Raw genomic sequence first — 14314 nt, 5'->3', positions numbered from 1 at the left:
TAACCGGTTTTTACAAACCGGCAGGGAGGCATGTATATGAAAGTGGAAATCTGGTCGGATATCGGCTGCCCGTTCTGCTATATCGGCAAGCGGAATTTTGAAGCGGGAGTAGAGGAATTTGCCGGGAAGGATGAGCTGGAGGTTGTCTACCGCAGTTTCCAGCTCGACCCGACCGCAGAGAAGGAACCGGATGAGACTATGGCTGAGCTGCTCGCCAAAAAATACGACAAGAGTGTCAAGGAAGCGGAAATCATGAACAGTCAGGTCGCTGATACAGCAAAAGCTGCCGGACTTGAGTTCAATATGGAGAAAGTGGTGCCGTCAAACTCGAGGGATGCCCACCGCCTTGTCAAATTTGCCCGGGAGGAAGGGCTGGATGCCGAAGCGATGGACCGTCTCTACAAAGCGTATTTCACAGACGGCGTCAATGTCGCTGATACAGAAGAGCTGGTCGAGATCGGCACCGGTCTCGGACTCGACGAGGAAAAAGTCCGTGAAATGCTTGACAGCGATTTGTACAAGGAGCAGGTGATCGAAGATCAGAATGTGGCGAACCAGCTTGGTGCGCAGGGTGTCCCTCTCTTTGTCATCAACAGGAAGTACGGTATCTCCGGCGCACAGCCGCCCCAGGCATTCAAGGAAGCGCTGACCAAGGCCAGCGAGGAGTAGGAAAAGCATTCTTCCAATTGATGAATGGATATAGTATAATATGCCAGGTGCAAATGAATAGTGAAGAGGTTCTTAGCCCAAACCCTCTATAAAAAACTAAGACGCGGATCGATCATTGATGCCATGTGCCTTAGACGGGGTGCATGGCATTTTTTATTGGAAAATGCATTTATCTGAAAAGGAGAATCATGATGAGTGAAGATTATACAAAAGACTTGAGCCTGCTCGGCAGCCAGGAGGTCAAATATGATTTTGACTATAACCCGGATGTGCTGGAAACTTTCGAGAATAAGCATCAGGGCCGGGACTACTTCGTAAAATTCAACTGTCCGGAATTTACGACGCTGTGCCCGATAACGAACCAGCCCGATTTCGCAACGCTGTACATCAGCTACATACCGGACATCAGAATGGTGGAGAGCAAAGCTCTGAAGCTGTATCTTTTCAGCTTCAGGAATCACGGCGGTTTCCATGAAAACAGTGTGAACATGATCATGGATGATCTGATAGAACTGATGGACCCGAAATATATCGAGATATGGGGCAAATTCACGCCGCGGGGCGGTATCTCGATCGACCCCTTCTGCAACTACGGGCGCGCCGGGACGAAATATGAGCGCATGGCTGAACACCGCATGATGAACCACGACATGTACCCGGAGCACGTGGTCAACCGCTGAGTTTTTAGAGGGCTGATAAGGATTTCTTCCTGAAGATATGAGGAGGAAATGATATATGTTATTTTATTTGACCGCACTTTTCTCAGGACTGCTGGTCGTCTCCAACATCCTGGGAGTCAAGCTTTTCGCGGTGGGGGAGTTCATGCTTCCTGCTGCAGTCATCGTCTACATGGCAACGTTTCTGATCACCGATGTCGTCGGGGAGGTATACGGCAAAAGAAACGCAAGGCGGATGGTACAGGCGGGGTTCTTTACGCAGCTCGTCGTTCTATTGTTCATCTACCTGGCGATAGAGCTGCCGCCGGCCCCCGCCTTCACCATGCAGGCGGAATATGAAATGATACTTGGCGGGAGCTTCCAGGTCATCGCTGCCAGCCTCGTTTCGTACATGGTTAGCCAGCATCTCGACGTATCGATATTCCACAGGCTGAAAGCCCGCCACGGCAAGCGCAGGCTGTGGCTCAGGAACAATGTGTCGGCTGGTGTCACGCAACTCGTGGATACGGTCATATTCATCACCATCGCCTTCTTTGGCACAGTGTCTTTTGAAGCGATGGTCGGGATGATTGCGGCGCAGTACGCCGCCAAGATGGTCATTGTACTTTTTGATACACCGATAGTCTATCTGCTTGTCAGGATGGCACGTGTGAGGGAAGAGGGAGATGCGGGTTATGAAACCCGGGTCCAGATGTGAATTATCGGGCAACAAAGAAGAGCCGGCGCCAAGATGCGCCGGCTCTTCCTTCATTTATATCAGTTTTCCGCAGTTTCCGGATGCTTCCCGAATGCAGCGGCTTTATACAGGTGGTAGGCTGCCCCGAACAGTACCATGAGCGGCACGATTATGAGCACCAGGAAGAACAGTGATCCCCCGAATTCACGCAGTCCGAACGTTGCGAAAAAGTCCCCTGATGTCACTTCGGCAATGGGCGGATAGAAGCCGTATACGTAGATCAGACCAATCACAACCAGTGTGAACAGGTAGAAAATCATGTTTGAGATGTGGTAGGCCCTCGTATACTTATCGAATTTAAACATTTTACAAAACCCCTCTGTAATAATTCTCAATCACATTATACACTATTGATATGCACATATGAACAGTAAAATAGTGAAAATAGAGATTTGTGAGAAAATTGAAGGAGAGATCAATATGACTTTGAGGAAAGCGGAAAGAAACGATCTGGCGCGCGTGATGGAAATAACAAGGGCGGTCGTGCCATTGATGCAGGCTGCGGGCAATACGCAGTGGAGTGATGCATACCCCGGGCTGCCGCGTTTTGAGCAGGACTGTAATAACGGCTCCCTCCATGTATACGAAGAGGAAGGGGGAATAATGGGTTTCGTCGTGGTTGATGATGAACATCCGGAAGCCTATGGCAAGATTGGATGGAAGGTTCCGCAGTCGAAAAGCGCAGCGATGCACAGGATGGCGGTGGACCCGGAAAGCCAGGGGAAAGGATTTGCAGGACATATGGTGAAAAGTGTAGAATCCATGTTGGTGGATGCAGGATATGCGGGTATTCACACCGATACATCGTTGGAAAATGAAAAAATGCAGTACCAGTTTGAAAAGCGGGGCTTTGAATTCAGAGGCCGGCTTCATCTGGATGAAAATGAAGACGATTGGTACGTTGCGTATGAAAAGGTTTTCAAAATGGACAAATAGTGTACAATTTAAACCTTCTGTTATCCATGCCAATGAGGTAATATGGAATCATTACATAAGTAGGGGGAATTTTAGGTGAAGTTATTACTTAAGCTGATTGCTGGTATCATCGTCGGTATCACGGTCGGTTCACTGTATTATGGGGTGGATGCAACAGGGGGGCTGGAAACATTCCTTACGCTGCTTGCAAGGTTGTTCGTAACGATAGAATCACTGCTCGGCGGATTCATATTCTTCATGATTCCACTGATCATCCTGTTCTTCATCACGAACGGTATTTCAAAAATCGGGGAAGGATCGGGCAAAGTTGTCGGTGCGACGCTGGGTACGGCGTACCTGTCAACTTTGGGAGCCGGTACATTGGCTTATCTCGTGGCGATGTTCGTAATGCCAAAAATCACGGACGGCGGCAGTGTGCCGGAAGAGTCCGGCGGACTTGAACCATTTTTTGAATTTGAAATCGCGCCGCTTATGGATATTCTGACAGCGCTTGTGCTGGCATTTGCGTTCGGCATTGTCATCACACTTACGAAGTCACAGCTGATGGCAAAATGGTTCGAAGAAGGGAAGAACATCACCGAGTTCCTCATCGAGAAAGTGGTCATCCCGATCCTGCCGTTCTACATCGCGGGAGTGTTCGCGGGAATGGCTTCAGAAGGGACAATCTTTACAACACTTGCAGTCTTCGGTGTCGTCCTGCTTGTAGCTGTACTCTTGCACTGGGTATGGATCATTGTCCAGTACTCGATTGCGGGTGCCGCACTGGGCAAGAACCCGCTCAGAATGATCAGGAACATGATTCCGGCCTATTTCACAGCCCTGGGCACGATGAGCAGTGCTGCAACAATTCCGGTAACGCTCAAACAGACCAAACAGAACGGCATCCGCAACAGGATTGCGGACTTTGTTGTTCCGCTCTGTGCAAACATCCATCTCTCGGGAAGTACGATCACGATTGTCAGCTGCTCAATCGCAGTGATGTCGGTGCTTCCGGAATATGACCTGCCAGGATTCGGAGCCATGTTCGGCACGATCATGCTGCTCGGTGTTGTAATGATTGCTGCACCGGGGGTGCCGGGCGGCGCAATCATGGCTGCGAGCGGCATACTGATGTCGAACCTCGGATTCAGTGAGGCGGCGGTTGCATTCATGATTGCGCTCTACATGGCGCAGGACAGCTTCGGCACAGCTGCAAACATTACAGGCGACGGCGCTGTCAGCGCAATCATCGATGCATATGAACAAAAATTGAATAAGAAGGCGTGAATGACACAGCCGCCGGGTGACATACCGTTACCCGGCGGCTGGTTTATTTTCACACCTCTACAAAATGAGTGTCATCGCCTGAGCCATCCAGTCCCGCCGGCGTTGAAAAATTGTTATAATACAGAGTGGCAGTAAAAATCAGTTAAAGGAAAATTCAAATGCACAAATTTTTATATATAATTATTGTAATATGCTTCCTGGATCTGTTCATCCAGCTTCCGATCATCACACCGTTCGCGATTTCCCTCGGAGCGAGTGAATATACAGCCGGTATCATTGTTGCTGTGTATTCACTGTTCAACATGGCGGGAAACGTTTTCGGCGGGTATTTTTCAGATAAGATCGGCCGGAAGAATATGCTGGTGTTCGGCATGGCGCTCCAGGTGCTGATCATCCTGACGTACACGATTGTGCCGTCAGTGAGCCTGCTGCTCCTCATACGGGTGGTCCACGGGTTTTCAAGCGGTCTTTTGACACCGGCTGCATTCAGCCTGGTGGCGGACATATCCAAAAAGGCGACAATCGGCCGTTCCATGGCGCTGACCGGTGTCTCGATCGGCACAGCAGCGGTAGCAGGCCCCGCCCTTGGCGGAATCATCTCAAGCCAGGCCGGCTACCAGATGGTCTATCTTGTCCTCGCCTGCATATTTATCTTTGGGCTGCTCCTTCTGCTGCTGACGGTGAAGGAAAGTACGACAGAGGAGACGAGAGAAATCCACTATTCCACAAATTACTGGGAAATCATCAAAAGGCCGTCACTCATCGTGGCATATGTCTCTGCGTTCACGCTGATGATCTCCAATGGTTCCCTGGCTTTCGGCCTGCCGCTGAAGACCGCGGCCCTCGGTCTGTCCGACCAGTCCACGGGGGTGATGCTGAGCGTCTTCGGCATCACGGCCATCATCGTATTTGCCACGCCGTTCAACCGGATCTACAGCAGATACAGTCCGGTCGTCCTCGTAAGCACGGGCATTTTCATTGTTGGCATATCGATGATACTGCTGCATTTCATCCCTTCGGCAGCACTGGTGTATATGACCATGGTGATATATGGCGCAGGGTTCAGCCTCATCTTCCCATCAATGAATAAGATCATCGGACAGAATACGGAGATGCACGAGCGTGGCAAAGCGAACGGAATATTCTATTCCTACTTTTCGATCGGTTCCGTGGCAGGATCGTTCCTGTCAGGGATTTTCGCCACCTATTTCGAAACGCCTTTCCTGTTCATCGGCATCACGATCATCCTGCTGCTCAGCATCATCTTCACTGCCCACAGGAAATCGATGGGGAATGTTGAAGCACTGTAATGGTGTTTTTAAATACTGCATACGCGGGTAATCAGTACTAAGTAAGGAAGTGAGACTATGGAAAACCTGCTTTTGATGGGGATACACGGCAGAATCGGCCAGCATCTCTACCATGAACTGAAAGACAGTTATAATCTGTTCGCCTTTTCCAGTCCGAACCAGGATGACAGCAATCTCGACATCACGCTTTTGAAAAACGATCTGTTCATCCTTCCGGAAGTGGAAAAGGCGCTGTCGGATATCGATGCCGTCATCTTTTTCGAAGACCCGATCATGCGGCTGAACCGTCTGACACAGGGGCGTTTCGAAGATCTGTATGTGCTGATTGCGGATAATATCGCACGGGCGTGTGAAATGAATGAAGTCCATCAGATCATATTTGTGGAGGATGAAGTCAGCCCGGATTACATGAAGGATGTACTCGGTGCATACGGGGCGGATGTGAATGTCACTTCCACACCGGTGAAGAGGTACGGGAAGAACCTGTCGTACAAGACTTCGGATTACAACAATGTGAGGAGTGTGCAGCGGGCGCCGCTGCCGCCGGGCTGGACGGTGAAGGATGTCGGGCAGTACTATTTCGAATGGCTGGATGAGATACTGTACGGAATGATCAATGTGGAATTTTCCGGCCGACTTATAAAAGTGCATTTTGCCAAAATCGGCCGTCCCGTCCTGATCATCGAGTATGACGGGGAAGCAAGCTACAACGGCGTGGAAATATACCGCATAAAAGGCGGCGGGCTGTCGAAAAGGGAACCGAACAAGACACCGAGACTCGAGTTCCGTGCACTTACCGGCAGGAACGAATTCATCACAGCACTGCACGATTTTGAACCCAAGCTGCCGTGGGCAGTCTACATGATGACACAGGCACCGATACACAGTCTCGTCAACCGTATATACCAGGTGGAGATGATCATCAATACCGAAGCACCGAGAAGCGGATCAAAACAGCGCAGAAACGGACCGGGACACTAAAGAATCCCCCTCAGATCAATCTGAGGGGGATTTGTCATTAATGGATGAAGTTGTGTCCGGATACCTGGGAGGAACTGATTGTCCTGAAAGTCTTGACGCCCTGGCCGCTGCCAAAGTTCATCTCAGAAACAAGGATGGAACCGTCGGAGTTGATTCTTTCTACTACCGCAACGTGGCCCATGCCCCATGCGAAGTTTGTCCATGCATTCGCCTGCAGGATTGCGCCCACTGAAGGTTTGCTGCTTACTGAATAGCCCTGACTTCTTGCCGCGTTGTCCCAGTTGGATGCATTGCCCCAGTTGTTGCCGACCGGTTTGCCGAGCTGCTGACGGCGTTCGAAGACGTACCATGTGCAGTCTCCCCAATAGTAGTAGTTCTTACCGTAGGATACGTTGGACGGTGATGGAGCAGATACTGACGGGCTCTTCGACTCTTCTTTTTTCTCAGATGCAGAAGAGTTGTTTGAAGAAGACTGGGAGCTGCTGGAACTTGATGAAGAGCTGCCGTTCACAGTAAGCTTCTGACCCGGATAGATCAGGTGTGATGAAATATTGTTGTTGTTCATCAGAGTCCTGTAGTTCATGCCGTGGGCCCTTGCAATGCTGCTGAGCGTGTCGCCGGATTTTACAGTGTATGTACCGCCTGTCTGACTGCTTGAACTGCTGGAATTGTTTGAGCTGCTGGAACTGTTCGAACTGCTGGATGATGAAGATGAACCTGCGGAGCCGCTTTTGCTCACTGTCAGTGTCTGGTTGATCAGGATCAGATCTGAAGACAGGTTATTCCATGATTTAAGCTGTGAAACGGATACACCGTTTTCCTGGGAAATCTTCCAGAGTGTGTCCCCGCCTTTTACTTTATATGTAGATGATGCTTCAGCGTCGTCCGCCATGCCGTAGGCGGCAAAAGCAGCTGTTGCTGTAAGTGCTGTGATGACTTTTTTCATTTGATTTGTTATCCTCCCTGAATTCTAATAATATTATATGTATTCCATTATGTTTATGTTCAAAAACTTTCAGATGTCTGTAGTTCACTTTGAATATGATAGCAGATACTGAAAGATAATGGCGCTTTGTAATGCAATTGTAATATAAATAAAATATTTGGTATATAATCTGAAAATTCCAGCAGTGTAAATGTTGTACTGAGACGTTAACAGAGGAAATTTCAGGGTAGTTAAAGATATATGAATGGAGGCATTGGATGGCCAACTCAAAAAATCTGAAGCTCGTATGGCTGTATTTTGCCTATTACTGGGTAATTTTCGGCATCGGTACCTATTTCGGCCAGTATCTGCCCGATGCATGGCGGCCGACGGCATCCATGGTGGTGTTCGGCATCCTGATGATTTCGCTGTTCGTACGCGGATTCAACCGCAGCGGCCCGATCATCAGCCATATCTATGCAATCCTGATCGGGCTGGTCTCCTACGGCCTGTTCGAATCGTTCATCAGGGATTTCGGCCCCGGGGTATTCTACCGCATCGTACTGCTCGGGATACTTGTCTTCCTGTTCTTTGGTGTCATCGGCTATTTTTTCCTGCGGGACATCACGCACTGGGGCAGGTATTTATTCGTCGCGCTGCTGGTACTGATCTTTGCATCACTGATGAGCTTCTTCATCGATCTGCCATATCTGCACCTGGGCATAACGATTGTGGGACTCATCCTGTATGTGCTGTTCACCATGTATGACTTCAACAGGATGAAGAACAGGAAATTCTCCGAAAGGGAAATGGGCTTCAATCTGTTCATCAACCTGCTCATCATCATCAAACGCATGCTGAGACTGTACCGCTACATGAATAAAAATCGTTGAGATGGTATATTATATAAAAGAAATCTGATTTGAAGGAAGATAAGAACATGGGAAGAAAGTGGAATAACATTAAAGAGAAAAAGGCTCAGAAGGACCAGAGCACGAGCCGGGTGAATGCAAAATTCGGCCGTGAGATATATGTCGCGGCCAAAAAAGGCGAGCCGGACCCTGAGAGCAACCAGGCGCTCAAAGCGGTACTGGACCGCGCGAAGACCTATTCCGTACCCCGGCACATCATCGACAAGGCGATTGACAAGGCCAAAGGCAGCGATGATGAGTCATTCGATGAACTGCGCTACGAAGGCTTTGGACCAGAGGGTTCCATGCTGATAGTGGACGCCCTGACGAATAACGTCAACCGGACAGCCTCTGATGTACGGGCCGCCTTCGGTAAAAACGGCGGTAACATGGGTGTCAGCGGAGCAGTCAGCTATATGTTCGAATCAAGGGCGGTATTCGTCTTTGAAGGGTTCGATTCAGAAGAGACGATGATGTATCTGATGGAGAACGATGTGGATGTCGAGGATGTCACTGAAGAGAATGGATATACAGTCGTGTATGCAGTGGCCCAGGCCTTCCACGAAGTGAAGCGCGCCCTGGACGGGATGGGTGTCGATGAATACGAAGTCGCGGAGCATACGATGATTGCACAGAATGAGGTCAGCCTGGATGATGAAGCGCGTGAGCAGTTCGAGAAACTGGTCGAGGCACTGGATGATCTTGAAGATGTGTCGAACATCCACCATAACGTCAATCTGGGAGCTTAATTCACAAGGGGGAGAGCATATGGATTTCGGATATGAAGGCAAAGTGGCGGTAATTACAGGATCGAGCAAAGGCATCGGACGTGAAACAGCCGGCCAGCTGGCCGCGCTCGGGGCGAAAGTCATGCTTGTTGCCAGGGGTGAGGAAGAACTGATCAGGGCCAGAGAAGAAATCTCACAGCATGGTGAGGTGGATTATATCCAGATGGATGTGACAGCCCAGGATGCTGCGGATGAAATCATCGATGGTACCATCAGCAGATTCGGCAGGATCGATGTCCTCATCAATAATGCCGGCGGTTCGTTCGCCAAACCATTTGATGAAGTGGATATTCCAGACTGGGAACAGGACATCGACCTCAAGCTGATGGCGGCGGTAAAGGTATCCAAGGCAGCCCTGCCGTACTTGAAAGAACGGGGCGGAGCGATACTCAACATGACGGCAGTGCTCGGCAAGACGCCGCCCGCCTCCTCCCTTCCGACCACGGTTTCCCGTGCAGCGGGGATGGCTATGACAAAAGCGATGAGCAAAGACCTCGGACAATATGGCATCCGGGTCAACACGGTGTGCATCGGTCTGATCAAAAGCGACCAGATCATGAAAAAATGGCAGAATGACGCGCCCGAATTGAGCTGGGAGGAATATTCCCGGCTTGATAAGCACAATATACCGCTCGGCAGTATCGGTGATACACATGAAGCGGCAAATGTCATCACATTCCTGTGTTCGGACCTTGCATCATACGTAAGCGGGGCCGCTGTCAACATTGACGGCGGTGCCGGGCACGCTTTATAAGAAACACCTTCGGGTGTTTTTCTTATTGTCAAAAATCATTTCAGCTGCCGAATTAGAAGCTTCAGCTGTATACATGATACCTGGTGTTGAATAGTGCAGCCCTTCCGGGGTCATTTCCCTTCACATTCTTTCTGCGATTTCTGTATAATTGGGGGAAGGAGATGAGTGTGATGAAGACCAAGTATCTCGATAAAAGAGGGTGGAGACGTCTCCTCCAATCCGATTACCATGAAAAGATCATCCAGTATGACGGTGAAAAGATACTCACAGGCATCATAGAGATAAAGGCAGTCCGGTCGCCGCTTACGGTGCCTATACTTAATCAGGATGTACTGGTCTGCGATGCGGGTTTCCGCTGGCTGCAGATTCTGCCGGAGGGCCGCAATTACAGCATCACAGTGATGTATGATAAAGAGTGGAATGCGCTCCAGTACTATTTTGATATCAACTACAAACATTTCCTGGAACTGGGGAAGGCCCGCAGGCAGGATATATATCTGGATGTGCTGGCACTGCCTGACGGACAGTACGAGCTCGTGGATGAGAGTGATCTGAAGCGTGCATATAAACGCCGGGAAGTGTCAAAGGAGCAGTTCGATTTTGCCTATGCGGCAGCAAACGGGGTCATGGATGAGCTGGAAAGGGATTTCGGCTGCTTCGAGAGAATGGCGTCACACTGTTTGGAACAATTGGATATGAAACGATGAAACGCCGGTCCGATGACCGGCGTTTCATCGTGCTCGTCCTTAACTTGTCATATAGTCCCCGCCGTTTATGTGGATGACCTGCCCGGTCATATAGCTTGCGTCCCGGGAGGCGAGGAATACATAGGCGGGTCCGAGTTCCGACGGCTGACCGCGGCGTCCCATCGGCGAAGTGCCGCCGTGATGTTCCACTTTTTCAGCGCTGAAGCTTGCCGGGATCAGCGGGGTATAGATCGGGCCGGGGGCGACTGCGTTTACACGGATGCCTTTTTCTGCCAGGTTGCCCGCGAGTGAACGTGTGAGCGAAGTGATGGCCCCGTTTGTCGCTGAGTAATCCATGAGGTCAGGCGAGCCGTTGTATGCTGTAATGCTCGTCGTGTTGATGATGCTGTCGCCTTTTTCGAGGTGCAAAAGGGCAGCCTGTGTCAGGAAGATGATGCCGTAGATGTTGGTTTCGAATGTCTCCCTTACCTGCTCCTCCGAAATGTCCAGGAAATCCGTAGTCGGATACTGCACGCCTGCGTGATTGACGAGGATGTTCAGCTTCCCGAATTTCTCGAGAGTGAAATCCACAAGTGCACCGCATTCCTCTTTCTTCTTCACATCAAACGGGTAGATGGCGCATCTGACACCGTGGGCTTCGACCATTTCCTTCGTATCTTCAGCGTCTTTGTGCTCGTCAAGGTAGGCGATGACGACATCCGCCCCTTCCTTTGCATAGAGCAGTGCGACAGCACGGCCGATGCCGGAATCGCCCCCGGTGATTATGGCTGTCTTATCCTTCAGTTTCCCGCTGCCTTTATAGTACTCCGCCTCGTATAGGGGCTTGGGATCCATTTCCCGTTCAAAGCCCGGCTGCCGGTCCAGCGTGTAACCGTCAATCTGTTCGTCTATTTTCTCGAATTTGTTCTTCTCTGCCATTTTTAACATCAACTCCCGTCTTATTGTATGTGTAAGGCATATACCCATACAGGGCTGAATCCACACAAAATTACAGCTTGAAGATTGAAAGTGGTGGAATTTATGATAAGATTTCCTTATGTATGAAAGGATGTTGGCCATGAAAGTCGATGATTATAAATTGCTGGTTACACTGGATGAAACGAAAACATTGAGGCGTGCTGCTGAAAAGCTGTTCATCTCCCAGCCTGCGGTCAGTCAGAGATTGAAATCGATCGAGGATGAATGGGGAGTGAAAATCTTTGTCAGGACAAAAAAGGAGCTTTACGTCACGGGCGAAGGGGAAAAGATCATTGAACACGCAAGAAGTGTGGTGGAGAAGGAATCGCTCGTAAAGGAATATATAAGGATCAACCAGAATTCCATACAGGGTAACCTGTCCATCGGCGTGTCCTCCCTTATCGGGCATACAATACTGCCGGAGATCGTTGCGCAGTATCTGAATCTCTACCCGAACGTCAACATCAAGATCAAAGTGGGCTCCTCACAGCAGATCATTGAAGAGCAGAATGACTTCCATATCGCGATTGTGCGCGGAAACCGTATGATGAACAAGCAGAATGAACTGCTGTTCATCGACAAGCATTACCTTGTGACGCCGAAATCGAATGAAGGGGACAGATCGCTCCCGATCATCGAGTTCCAGGCGGATCCCATCTATCTGAGTGAAATAGAGCTGTTTTTCGAGCAGCGGTTCAACCGGAAATATGATCCGCAGATCAAAGTCGACCAGATTGCAACATGCAGGGCACTGCTGCTTGAAGGCATCGGTGTGACTGTACTTCCCGAAATTGTGCTGGATGATTTTGATGAGGACAAGTTCAATCTCGATGAAGTGCTCTTTGATGGCCGGCCGATCACAAGGGACACCTATATCGCATTTGATAACAGTGTGCTCGAACTGCCGCAGGTCAAAGCATTCCTGACGCTCGTCCGGACTTTTGTCAACGCCTCCTGAATCAGACTGAATGAAAGAATGGTATAAATGATCAGAGACCTTTTTCAAATACAGAACTATAAACTGTTCCTGTTCAACATGACGCTCCTCGGCATGGCCGTCTCCCTGACCGCGCCGTTTCTGGTCATATTCATGACGGAGACACACGGCATGCCCACTTCCACGTACGGTATTTTCATGGCGCTTGTTGCCGTCGGCAGCTTCTGCATGAATACGATCATAGGGAGGAAGAGTGACACCCTGAACTTCGACCGTAAATACCTGATACTCGCAGCACTTGTGATGATGGTCATTGCTTTCTCGACCTTCCTCGTCATCGGCAATGTCTGGCTGCTCGCTCCGGCGTACATCCTGTTCGCAGCACTCGGGGCGCCCGCAATGCCCCAGCTGTATGCCTCGGCGCGTGAATCCATAAACGCCTACCGCTCGAGTCTTGCTGTGATGGCCAATACAGTCCTCCGTTCCATGTTTTCGTTCGGCTTCCTCTTCGGGCCGCTGATCGGCTCGGTGCTGCTTGGCATATACGGGTTCAAGGGGCTGTTTTCCGGTACGGTAATCATGTTCATCGTCGTACTGGGACTGTCGTTCTTCATAAGGCCGGCGACCGGGAAAGTTGTGCCGGAAACGGCGCTTGATGTCATGAATTATGAAGAGCCAAAAGCGCCGAATCTGATGAAGAACATGATGCTTCTGATTCCGTTTGCAGCATTTACCATGCTTCATGTGGGACAATGGATGTACCTGCTCAACATGCCGCTCTACGTGACGAACTATCTGGGCGAATCGGAAAGTGCGGTGGGTATACTCGCAAGCCTCTGCGCAGGGCTTGAAGTGCCCTTCATGATATTCACCGGCTATATAGCCGGTAAGGTGAGCTCGAAAACGCTGCTGATTGCTGCCGGATTTTTAGGAAGCATGTACTTCCTCTCCATCGGGGCTTTCAATGACTTCACCATGATGGTGATCGGGCAGGTGCCGCTTGCTATGTTCCTTGCCGTGCTCCTCGGCCTCGGCATCAGCTACTTCCAGGATCTGCTGCCGCAGTTTCCCGGATACGCATCGACACTGTTTGCGAATGCCATGATCATCGGCCAGCTGCTCGGCAATCTGCTCGGCGGGGCGGCAAGTGACATGGTGGGACTTGAGAACTCATTCTTCATCTCCGGTGCATTTCTATTCGCGGCGTTCATATTGTTTTTCTTCACTAAATCAGAAATTAGAAAAGGAGAAGTTTGATGGATATACTTTGGTGGATTATTATTGCTGCTTCGATCATCCTCGGTTTTGCGGGACTCGTGTTCCCCGTACTGCCGTCCATACTCATGTTCTGGATCGGCTTCCTGGTGTTCCATTTCGCAGTGGACCCGGAGGCGCTGTCATGGATGTTCTGGGTCATCGTGTTCATTCTGACACTGCTCGTCCTGTTCAGTGACTTCATAGCAAACAGCTATTTCGTCAAACGCTACGGCGGCACAAAACGCGGAGAATATGCGGCGATCGCCGGTGTCATCATAGGGATGTTCGTATACCCGCCGTTCGGTGTCATCTTCGTGCCGTTTGTCTTCGTGCTGATTGTCGAGCTGATCGGTTCCAGGGATATGGACCAGGCGTTCAAAGCCTCCCTCGGCTCACTGCTTGCCTTCCTGTCCAGTACGATATTCAACGCACTGATCTATCTGTTCATGACAATCTGGTTCCTGCTGGACGCACTCGTCTTCTGATAATGAAAATACCGCCTG

At 50.1% G+C, this 14314-nt stretch carries 17 protein-coding genes and 1 riboswitch; of the genes, 14 read left to right on the top strand and 3 right to left on the bottom strand.

Annotation, left to right across the window (positions count from 1 at the left end; genetic code table 11):
• The first annotated feature begins 36 nt into the window (after nucleotides 1-36).
• From WN59_RS07450 to WN59_RS07440, 3 genes are all read left to right on the top strand, one after another.
• Nucleotides 37-669 carry a DsbA family oxidoreductase gene (locus tag WN59_RS07450; protein WP_046515171.1) on the top strand — a complete coding sequence of 211 codons (633 nt, stop codon included), beginning with the start codon at nucleotides 37-39 and terminating at the stop codon, nucleotides 667-669.
• A gap of 59 nt (nucleotides 670-728) precedes the next feature.
• A riboswitch (PreQ1 riboswitch) is annotated at nucleotides 729-775 on the top strand.
• A gap of 85 nt (nucleotides 776-860) precedes the next feature.
• On the top strand, nucleotides 861-1349 hold the full coding sequence (queF, locus tag WN59_RS07445) for a preQ(1) synthase (RefSeq protein WP_046515167.1): 489 nt from the start codon (nucleotides 861-863) through the stop codon (nucleotides 1347-1349).
• Between the two features lie 55 nt (nucleotides 1350-1404).
• A complete protein-coding gene (locus WN59_RS07440; RefSeq protein WP_046515163.1) occupies nucleotides 1405-2043 on the top strand; it encodes a queuosine precursor transporter in 639 nt (212 codons plus the stop codon).
• A 59-nt stretch (nucleotides 2044-2102) separates the two neighbouring features.
• Here WN59_RS07440 and WN59_RS07435 read toward each other — a convergent pair whose 3' ends face one another.
• A complete protein-coding gene (locus tag WN59_RS07435) occupies nucleotides 2103-2387 on the bottom strand; it encodes a hypothetical protein (RefSeq protein ID WP_017547798.1) in 285 nt (94 codons plus the stop codon).
• 115 nt (nucleotides 2388-2502) lie between these two features.
• Between WN59_RS07435 and WN59_RS07430 the strand changes: the two genes are divergently transcribed.
• The 4 genes from WN59_RS07430 (at nucleotide 2503) to WN59_RS07415 (ending at nucleotide 6575) form a co-directional block, all read left to right on the top strand.
• Nucleotides 2503-3018: a GNAT family N-acetyltransferase gene (locus WN59_RS07430; RefSeq protein ID WP_046515158.1), complete on the top strand. Its 516-nt coding sequence runs from the start codon at nucleotides 2503-2505 to the stop codon at nucleotides 3016-3018.
• Between the two features lie 75 nt (nucleotides 3019-3093).
• The gene (locus WN59_RS07425) at nucleotides 3094-4284 is read left to right on the top strand and encodes a dicarboxylate/amino acid:cation symporter (RefSeq protein WP_046515154.1); all 1191 of its coding nucleotides are present in this window, start codon (nucleotides 3094-3096) and stop codon (nucleotides 4282-4284) included.
• Nucleotides 4285-4442: 158 nt separating this feature from the next.
• Entirely contained in the window at nucleotides 4443-5594 is a 1152-nt protein-coding gene (locus tag WN59_RS07420) for an MFS transporter (protein ID WP_046515151.1), read from the top strand.
• 57 nt (nucleotides 5595-5651) lie between these two features.
• A complete protein-coding gene (locus WN59_RS07415) occupies nucleotides 5652-6575 on the top strand; it encodes a Rossmann-fold NAD(P)-binding domain-containing protein (RefSeq protein WP_046515148.1) in 924 nt (307 codons plus the stop codon).
• A 37-nt stretch (nucleotides 6576-6612) separates the two neighbouring features.
• Here WN59_RS07415 and WN59_RS07410 read toward each other — a convergent pair whose 3' ends face one another.
• Nucleotides 6613-7521, bottom strand: a complete 909-nt coding sequence (locus WN59_RS07410) for a LysM peptidoglycan-binding domain-containing protein (RefSeq protein ID WP_046515145.1) — start codon at nucleotides 7519-7521, stop codon at nucleotides 6613-6615.
• A 257-nt stretch (nucleotides 7522-7778) separates the two neighbouring features.
• Between WN59_RS07410 and WN59_RS07405 the strand changes: the two genes are divergently transcribed.
• From WN59_RS07405 to WN59_RS07390, 4 genes are all read left to right on the top strand, one after another.
• Nucleotides 7779-8393, top strand: coding sequence for a Bax inhibitor-1/YccA family protein (locus WN59_RS07405; RefSeq protein WP_046515142.1), 615 nt, complete (start codon nucleotides 7779-7781; stop codon nucleotides 8391-8393).
• Nucleotides 8394-8440: 47 nt separating this feature from the next.
• Nucleotides 8441-9160 (top strand): YebC/PmpR family DNA-binding transcriptional regulator, encoded by a 720-nt coding sequence (locus tag WN59_RS07400; protein WP_046515140.1) that lies wholly within the window; start codon nucleotides 8441-8443, stop codon nucleotides 9158-9160.
• A 19-nt stretch (nucleotides 9161-9179) separates the two neighbouring features.
• Nucleotides 9180-9953, top strand: a complete 774-nt coding sequence (locus WN59_RS07395) for an SDR family NAD(P)-dependent oxidoreductase (RefSeq protein WP_046515137.1) — start codon at nucleotides 9180-9182, stop codon at nucleotides 9951-9953.
• Nucleotides 9954-10123: 170 nt separating this feature from the next.
• Nucleotides 10124-10660 carry a DUF402 domain-containing protein gene (locus WN59_RS07390; protein WP_046515135.1) on the top strand — a complete coding sequence of 179 codons (537 nt, stop codon included), beginning with the start codon at nucleotides 10124-10126 and terminating at the stop codon, nucleotides 10658-10660.
• Nucleotides 10661-10699: 39 nt separating this feature from the next.
• Here WN59_RS07390 and WN59_RS07385 read toward each other — a convergent pair whose 3' ends face one another.
• Nucleotides 10700-11578, bottom strand: a complete 879-nt coding sequence (locus WN59_RS07385) for an SDR family oxidoreductase (protein ID WP_046515133.1) — start codon at nucleotides 11576-11578, stop codon at nucleotides 10700-10702.
• A 139-nt stretch (nucleotides 11579-11717) separates the two neighbouring features.
• On the opposite strand from WN59_RS07385, the gene WN59_RS07380 reads away from it, so the two are divergent.
• From WN59_RS07380 to WN59_RS07370, 3 genes are read left to right on the top strand one after another with little or no spacing between them, the layout of a single operon-like run.
• Nucleotides 11718-12575, top strand: coding sequence for a LysR family transcriptional regulator (locus WN59_RS07380; RefSeq protein ID WP_046515131.1), 858 nt, complete (start codon nucleotides 11718-11720; stop codon nucleotides 12573-12575).
• 27 nt (nucleotides 12576-12602) lie between these two features.
• Nucleotides 12603-13811, top strand: coding sequence for an MFS transporter (locus tag WN59_RS07375; protein WP_046515129.1), 1209 nt, complete (start codon nucleotides 12603-12605; stop codon nucleotides 13809-13811).
• Entirely contained in the window at nucleotides 13811-14296 is a 486-nt protein-coding gene (locus WN59_RS07370; RefSeq protein WP_046515127.1) for a DUF456 domain-containing protein, read from the top strand. Before WN59_RS07375 ends, WN59_RS07370 begins: the two co-directional genes overlap by 1 nt.
• Nucleotides 14297-14314 lie beyond the last annotated feature (18 nt).

The organism is Salinicoccus sediminis (genome assembly GCF_000986795.1).
In the GTDB taxonomy this organism is placed as follows: domain Bacteria; phylum Bacillota; class Bacilli; order Staphylococcales; family Salinicoccaceae; genus Salinicoccus; species Salinicoccus sediminis.
This window is presented reverse-complemented; position numbering and strand designations above follow the sequence as displayed.

Coding starts and splice junctions, on each gene's coding strand:
- WN59_RS07410 (WP_046515145.1), bottom strand. CDS start 7,521: ATGAAAAAAGTCATCACAGCACTTACAGCAACAGCTGCTTTTGCCGCC.
- WN59_RS07450 (WP_046515171.1), top strand. CDS start 37: ATGAAAGTGGAAATCTGGTCGGATATCGGCTGCCCGTTCTGCTATATC.
- queF (WP_046515167.1), top strand. CDS start 861: ATGAGTGAAGATTATACAAAAGACTTGAGCCTGCTCGGCAGCCAGGAG.
- WN59_RS07415 (WP_046515148.1), top strand. CDS start 5,652: ATGGAAAACCTGCTTTTGATGGGGATACACGGCAGAATCGGCCAGCAT.
- WN59_RS07430 (WP_046515158.1), top strand. CDS start 2,503: ATGACTTTGAGGAAAGCGGAAAGAAACGATCTGGCGCGCGTGATGGAA.
- WN59_RS07370 (WP_046515127.1), top strand. CDS start 13,811: ATGGATATACTTTGGTGGATTATTATTGCTGCTTCGATCATCCTCGGT.
- WN59_RS07420 (WP_046515151.1), top strand. CDS start 4,443: ATGCACAAATTTTTATATATAATTATTGTAATATGCTTCCTGGATCTG.
- WN59_RS07440 (WP_046515163.1), top strand. CDS start 1,405: ATGTTATTTTATTTGACCGCACTTTTCTCAGGACTGCTGGTCGTCTCC.
- WN59_RS07380 (WP_046515131.1), top strand. CDS start 11,718: ATGAAAGTCGATGATTATAAATTGCTGGTTACACTGGATGAAACGAAA.
- WN59_RS07385 (WP_046515133.1), bottom strand. CDS start 11,578: ATGGCAGAGAAGAACAAATTCGAGAAAATAGACGAACAGATTGACGGT.
- WN59_RS07435 (WP_017547798.1), bottom strand. CDS start 2,387: ATGTTTAAATTCGATAAGTATACGAGGGCCTACCACATCTCAAACATG.
- WN59_RS07395 (WP_046515137.1), top strand. CDS start 9,180: ATGGATTTCGGATATGAAGGCAAAGTGGCGGTAATTACAGGATCGAGC.
- WN59_RS07375 (WP_046515129.1), top strand. CDS start 12,603: ATGATCAGAGACCTTTTTCAAATACAGAACTATAAACTGTTCCTGTTC.
- WN59_RS07405 (WP_046515142.1), top strand. CDS start 7,779: ATGGCCAACTCAAAAAATCTGAAGCTCGTATGGCTGTATTTTGCCTAT.
- WN59_RS07390 (WP_046515135.1), top strand. CDS start 10,124: ATGAAGACCAAGTATCTCGATAAAAGAGGGTGGAGACGTCTCCTCCAA.
- WN59_RS07400 (WP_046515140.1), top strand. CDS start 8,441: ATGGGAAGAAAGTGGAATAACATTAAAGAGAAAAAGGCTCAGAAGGAC.